Here is a 6319-nt window from a genome sequence, read left to right on the forward strand (position 1 = left end):
TTTGGATGGTTTGGCTGTATAAGCACATTAGCTTATACAGGGCAAAGATTGGTAATCCCGGCCCGATGTGAAGCCCATCTTAGCCTTTGCGGCGCGGTTCGTCAGGGCGGATGCGTGAAGCCAGTTGGTCGAGGATGCCGTTGACGAATTTATGGCCGTCGGTGCCGCCGAAAGTTTTGGTGACTTCAATGGCTTCGTTGATGATGACAGGATAGGGGGTCTCAGGCATGGTGCTCAGCTCATGGCAGGCAACCAGCAAAACGGCGCGTTCGATAGGGCTGAGATCTTTCTCGTCGCGGTCGAGCAGGGGGCTGATTTTTTCCATGTATTCTTCGGCATGGGTTTGCGCGCCGAAAAACAGTTTGTTGAACAGCTCTTCATCCATATTGGGCGCTTGGGACAGTTCGCGGATGTTTTTGGCGATTTCGGGAGCGGCTGTTTTGTTGATGCCTGCTTGATAAATGGCTTGTACGGCAAGCTCGCGTGCGCGGCGGCGTGGGCTTTTCATGGGTATTCCTTGTGAAGAGGGTGCCGATGGTTGTCGGCTGAATATTGAATGATTCAGACGGCCTCAATGTCATGATTGGGAGGCCGTCTGAAAATATGCGGTATTCAATACGGGGAGAACTTATTCTTCGTCGTCTTCGTATTGTTCTGACAAAAGATGGTTGACCAAGTTGGCACATTCTACGGCAACTTTGGCGGCATCGGAGGCTTTTTCTTCGATGCGTGCGACGGCCTGTTCGTCGTTTTCGGTCGTCAGGATGGCGTTGGCGATCGGGATGTTGTAATCAAGGGCAACGCGGCTGACGCCTGCGCCGGATTCATTGGATACCAATTCAAAGTGGTAGGTTTCGCCGCGAATGACAACGCCGATGGCAATCAGGGCATCGAATTGTTCGGATGAAGCGAGGTTCATCAGCGCGATAGGCACTTCAAGCGCGCCGGGGACGGTGGCAAGCGTGATGTTGTCTTCGGCTACGCCCAATTCTTTTAAGGTGCGGCAGCAAACTTTGACCATTTCGCTGCCGATTTCGTTGGTGAAGCGGGCCTGAACGATGCCGATGCGCAAGTTGGTACCGTCGAGGCGGGGTTCGATAATGTTCATGATGATTCCTTCAATATTGGTGAAATAGGGATTCGGCTCGGTTTCAGACGGCCTGGTTATAGGGAAGGCCGTCTGAAACGAAATGGGGATGGATTATTCTTGCGGCTGCCAATCGGCAACGGCTTGGAACTCGCCGTCTTCGTTTAATTCCCACGCGCTGCCTTCTGCCTGAGTCAGCAGGGGCGCGATGTCGGGATTGTCTGCGGTAATGGCGGAGAGGCTGACAATGCTGAAGTTGTCGGGATTGTCGGTGTATTCGTCGGTTTCGTCGCCGCTGAAAATACGCCAGCCGCTGTCGTTTTCAAATACGGGGGCTTCGCGGTAGAGGAAGCCGACGGGTTTGCCTTGTTCGGCGACGGTGTTGGTAACAATGCAGCGGTCGAGCGCTGCGGCCAATGCTTGGGCAAATTTGTTCATGGAGTTGGCAAAGAGATGATTTGGCATGATTTTACACGATTCGCCGCTTTTCCGCACGGATGTGTGCAGGGTCGGTTTGATGGTACAATGTCGGCAAGTGCCGTCAGGTTTGAACATGACGGCTTTTGATTGTTTATCGGCTTGAGGGACGCAAGAAACAATGAGCCAAAATAAAAAAGTTGCCGGTGTAGCCTTTTTATTTTGTTTCACTGCGGATGAGGCGTGCTTTCCGGCTGTTTTTTTGAAAGTATGGAATGAAACCTGATTTGCTCAAACAGCAGGCGCATCGAGCGATTCAAAAGCGTCTGGGCTATGAGTTCCGCAATATGGAGCTGCTTCAGCAGGCTTTGACTCACCGCAGCTACAATGCCAAACACAATGAGCGTTTTGAATTTGTCGGCGATTCGATTTTGAACTATTCAGTGGCGCGGATGTTGTTTGACGCGTTTCCGAAATTGTCGGAAGGCGAGTTGTCGCGGATGCGCGCGGCTTTGGTGAATGAAGGCGTATTGGCTGAAATCGCGTTGGAAATGAATGTCGGCGACGGTTTGTATTTGGGTGCCGGCGAGTTGAAGAGCGGCGGTTTCAGACGGCCTTCGATTTTGGCTGACGCAATGGAGGCGATGTTTGCGGCGGTCAGCTTTGACGCTGATTTTTCTGCGGCGGAAAAAGTGGTTCGCCATTTGTTTGCGGAACGCGTGAAACGTGCGGATTTGAATATCGGCAAGAAAGACAGTAAAACCGCTTTGCAGGAAGCCTTGCAGGCACGTCGCTTTGCCCTGCCGAAATACCGAATCGAAGAGCAGGCGGAGCAGACGGCTGATGCGATGTTTGTGATTTCCTGTGATTTGGGCGAACTCGGTTTCATCTGCAATGCACGCGGCAGCAGTCGGAAAGTGGCCGAGCAAAAAGCGGCATGTGAAGCTTTAGAGTGGTTGGAACAGAAGTTCCCTTTGAAAAAAGCTAAAAAATGATACTTCAGACGGCCTTTGAAAAAATGCAAAGGCCGTCTGAAACAATCAAGAAAGTCATATATAAATGGATATCGAAACCTTTTTGCAAAACGAGTCGCAACACCCGACGGATTATCGTTGCGGCTTTGTGGCCATCGTGGGTCGTCCGAATGTCGGCAAATCCACGCTGATGAACCATTTAATTGGTCAGAAAATCAGTATTACCAGTAAAAAAGCACAAACCACGCGCAACCGTGTAACCGGTATTTACACCGACGACACGGCGCAATTTGTGTTTGTCGATACGCCTGGTTTTCAAACCAATCACCGCAATGCCTTGAATGACCGTCTTAATCAAAACGTAACCGAAGCGTTGAGCGGCGTGGACGTGGTGGTTTTTGTGGTGGAAGCCATGCGCTTTACCGATGCGGACCGCGTGGTGCTGAAGCAGTTGCCTAAGCATACGCCTGTGGTATTGGTGGTCAATAAAATCGATAAAGATAAAGCCAAAGACAAATTTGCGCTTGAGGCTTTTATCAATGAAGTGCGCCAAGAGTTTGAATTTGCCGCCAGCGAGGCAGTCAGCGCGAAACATGGTCTGCGTATTGCCAATTTGCTGGAATTGCTCAAGCCGTATCTGCCGGAAAGTATCCCGATGTATCCGGAAGATATGGTGACGGATAAATCCAGCCGATTTCTGGCGATGGAGATTGTGCGCGAAAAACTGTTCCGTTATTTGGGCGAAGAGTTGCCGTATGCGATGAATGTTGAAGTGGAGCAGTTTGAGGAAGAGGAAAGCGGACTGTTCCGCATTTATATCGCGGTGTTGGTCGATAAAGACAGCCAAAAGGCGATTTTGATTGGCAAGGGTGGGGAGAAATTGAAGAAAATTTCTACTGAAGCCCGCCTTGATATGGAAAAATTATTTGATACCAAAGTCTTTTTGAAGATTTGGGTGAAAGTGAAATCCGGTTGGGCAGACGATATTCGTTTCCTGCGCGAATTGGGATTGTGATTTAATGTGTTTGAACAAAGGCCGTCTGAAAAATTTTCAGACGGCCTTTTTTTATCAAGCCAACAACTCAGTCAGACGTTTGACGATTTCATCCGCTGCTTGGCGTTTGGATGTTTCCGGAAATGAGGTTTCGGCAAGGTCATCAATAATGGTGATTTGATTGGTTGGTTTGCCCATGGAAACGGAAACTTGGTTGGCTACCAGCATCGGTACGTTTTTGCGCAAACGTTTTGCCCGAGCAAATTCCAAAACCTGATGGCTTTCGGCAGCAAAGCCGACGCAGAATGGTCGAGAAGGTAGGGCGGCAACGGATGCGAGAATATCCGGATTTTCCGTCAGTTCGATAATTGGAGGCTGATTGCCGTTTTTCTTCAGTTTCTCGTTGCTGCTGTTTTTGACTTTATAGTCTGCAACGGCTGCAACGGAAATAAAGACATCTTGCTCATGGATATGGCGGTGAACTGCCTGATACATGGCTTCTGCGCTGACAGCTTGTTCGGAATGAGCCAAGCCTGCTGGCAAGGCCATCTGAATTTGACCGTAAATCAGCGTGACTTTCGCTCCGGCAGCACGGCACGCACGTGCTAAAGCCATGCCCATTTGTCCGCTGGAAATATTGGTAATGCCGCGGACAGGATCGATGGCTTCAAACGTTGCGCCGGCTGTAATCAGAACTTTTTTGCCGCTCAATAGCTTGGGTGTCCATAAATCCTCTAACAAATCTGCCAGATCGACCGCTTCGACCATTCTGCCGGTACCTGTTTCGCCGCAAGCCTGTTCGCCGCTGTTTGGGTAAAACACGGTAATGCCGTCTGAAACCAGCTGCTCAATATTGCGCAGGTTGGCAGGGTTGTTCCACATTTCGACATTCATTGCAGGCGCAACGGCCAAAGGACATTTTCTGGCTGCGGCCAAAGTAGTCAACAGGTTGTCAGCCAATCCGTTGGCAATTTTGGCGATCGTATTGGCAGTGGCTGGTGCAATAAGAAATGCGTCAGCTTCACGCGTCAGATTGATGTGCGCCATGCCATTATTGGAAGTGCCTGAATAGGTATCCGATAAAACAGGGTTGCCGGTTAAAGCTTGGAAAGTCAGTGGGGAGACAAATTCCGTCGCAGAATCTGTCATTACCACTGATACAGAATGTCCTTGCTTTTTCAGCAGTCTGACCAGTTCGCAAGATTTATACGCCGCAATACCGCCGGTAATGCCGAGGAGAATGTGTTTGCTCATAAATAATGGGTTCATTAAATGAGGTATATAGGAATCAAATCAAATTAGATTTGTTCGATGTTGATCCTGGCCAGTTTTGCTTTAATCGCATTGCCATATCTCTTCGGTAAGAATGCTGAAACCACCCCGTTTTTCACTTCAGTCACATAACTGCAGACTTTAAATTCAGGAACAACATTGAGCGAGTAGTCCGGATTGACCAAAGGCGAAGCACTGGAGTACAGCGTCCATCTTGCCAGACTGCCGTCTTCATAATCAGTCGTTGCATTAAAGCTGGTGACCCCTTCGCTGAAAGCGATTTGATAATTAGAGTAGAACTCGCCGGGAATTTCGTGTGCATTACAGAAATCAAATAATCTGTCATGTGCAAACAGATTCTGACGGATATAGGCCCACAATTCTTTTTCTAGAAAATCTTGGTCGGCAAAATGCCTGGAAGGATAGCCCTCGTCGACAAAGTTTTGAATCCTTTCCTGCATATCTGGGACTGCGCCCGCTTTAGCGCCCCACATACCCGCAAGAATTAGGGCAGTATGCGAGCCCGAGTCACGAATAGTGTGGAATAGTGTACCACTTTTTATCCATTCGGATACGGCCGCTGCATCACGATAACAAATAATAGAATCTGCATCACGGAAAATAACGTATTCAACCTCGGGATCATTGATGGCAAGAAAGCGCCACATCGTACCCGGCCAGTTGTCCAATGGAGCGCCAACCTTAATCACTTCTGCACCGTTATTTCTAAATCGTTGAATAGCTTCAGCCGATACAGAATCGTCAATATAAAAACGACATGTCCAACCGGGGAAAAGTACAGGAGCAAGCTGGGTGTTTAAGACGGCAGGCTCAATATATTTGGAATTATTGCCAAATAAAGAAAAGGAGATAATCCGTTTGCCGTTTTTTGGAGCTGATGTCGGAATTATTTCATGTTCTAGGTCTGGGATGGCTTTGTCTTTTAGAACCAAAGCCTGATGACCGTAAAACCCGGTTTTTTCCCAATTATCTAGGGCGCCGTAAGCATGGGCAAGTAAATCCAAAGCAGGAATATAGGTGCTATCCAGCTCTAACGTTTTCATTTCAGCCTCAATGGCTTTTTCCCATTTCAACTGCTTCAGATAGGCATAAGCAACTTTGTGATGAAATTCGACAGATTGTGGATTGAGAAGGCAAAGAATCTCGGCACGTTTTAGCGCTTCCTCGTAATTTTCCTCTTCGATAAAAGAGTGATATGCTTGTTCAAATTTTTGTTGAATCTTTTCGTTATTCATAATAGGGACTATTCTAAATTTATGATTGTTTTATTGGAGAAAGTAGAGATTGTAAGAGTAGATGGGACTAAAGCGCCAGTAGTATAGAGATATAGAGTGTTTGAATGTGGCAATTAAGAGTAAAACTGCAGGACTATTTATCTTTGGATATCTGTTTTATCTATCGAACGATAAAATCCAATAAATTTTAAATTATTTAAATACAGATAGTTGTGAAAAAATTTTAATTTTTTTGAAGTTGGGTGTTGACTGGTTTTGTAGGTAGGCGTATAGTTCGGTTCTTCGCTGCTGACGCGGTGAAGAAAACGAAGCAGACAGT

The 6319-nt window shown here is 47.7% G+C and carries 7 protein-coding genes and 1 pseudogene; 2 read left to right on the forward strand and 6 right to left on the reverse strand.

Translation table 11 applies throughout. From position 1 onward, the window contains the following. Window positions 1-79 precede the first annotated feature (79 nt). The 3 genes from nusB to ACTHSA_RS03510 all read right to left on the reverse strand — a co-directional run bounded on the left by nusB (window position 80) and on the right by ACTHSA_RS03510 (window position 1525). Entirely contained in the window at window positions 80-508 is a 429-nt protein-coding gene (gene nusB, locus ACTHSA_RS03500) for a transcription antitermination factor NusB (protein WP_004519698.1), read from the reverse strand. A gap of 120 nt (window positions 509-628) precedes the next feature. Continuing rightward, window positions 629-1108, reverse strand: a complete 480-nt coding sequence (gene ribH, locus ACTHSA_RS03505) for a 6,7-dimethyl-8-ribityllumazine synthase (protein WP_003748562.1) — start codon at window positions 1106-1108, stop codon at window positions 629-631. A 93-nt stretch (window positions 1109-1201) separates the two neighbouring features. Further along, window positions 1202-1525, reverse strand: a complete 324-nt coding sequence (locus tag ACTHSA_RS03510; protein ID WP_039862122.1) for a DUF2185 domain-containing protein — start codon at window positions 1523-1525, stop codon at window positions 1202-1204. Between the two features lie 254 nt (window positions 1526-1779). On the opposite strand from ACTHSA_RS03510, the gene rnc reads away from it, so the two are divergent. Next, the gene (gene rnc / locus ACTHSA_RS03515) at window positions 1780-2499 is read left to right on the forward strand and encodes a ribonuclease III (RefSeq protein ID WP_003683027.1); all 720 of its coding nucleotides are present in this window, start codon (window positions 1780-1782) and stop codon (window positions 2497-2499) included. A 64-nt stretch (window positions 2500-2563) separates the two neighbouring features. Beyond that, window positions 2564-3493, forward strand: coding sequence for a GTPase Era (gene era, locus ACTHSA_RS03520; RefSeq protein WP_036493257.1), 930 nt, complete (start codon window positions 2564-2566; stop codon window positions 3491-3493). Window positions 3494-3547: 54 nt separating this feature from the next. Here era and coaBC read toward each other — a convergent pair whose 3' ends face one another. From coaBC to ACTHSA_RS03535, 3 genes and pseudogenes are all read right to left on the reverse strand, one after another. Then, a complete protein-coding gene (coaBC, locus tag ACTHSA_RS03525) occupies window positions 3548-4726 on the reverse strand; it encodes a bifunctional phosphopantothenoylcysteine decarboxylase/phosphopantothenate--cysteine ligase CoaBC (protein WP_039862104.1) in 1179 nt (392 codons plus the stop codon). Between the two features lie 44 nt (window positions 4727-4770). Continuing rightward, complete coding sequence (locus tag ACTHSA_RS03530; protein ID WP_004519703.1) at window positions 4771-6000, reverse strand: tetratricopeptide repeat protein; 1230 nt, start codon at window positions 5998-6000, stop codon at window positions 4771-4773. Between the two features lie 137 nt (window positions 6001-6137). Next, window positions 6138-6319 (reverse strand): annotated as a pseudogene (locus ACTHSA_RS03535) (hypothetical protein); the annotation flags it as partial.

The sequence above is a fragment of the Neisseria sp. P0008.S002 genome (assembly GCF_051962805.1).
In the GTDB taxonomy this organism is placed as follows: domain Bacteria; phylum Pseudomonadota; class Gammaproteobacteria; order Burkholderiales; family Neisseriaceae; genus Neisseria; species Neisseria perflava.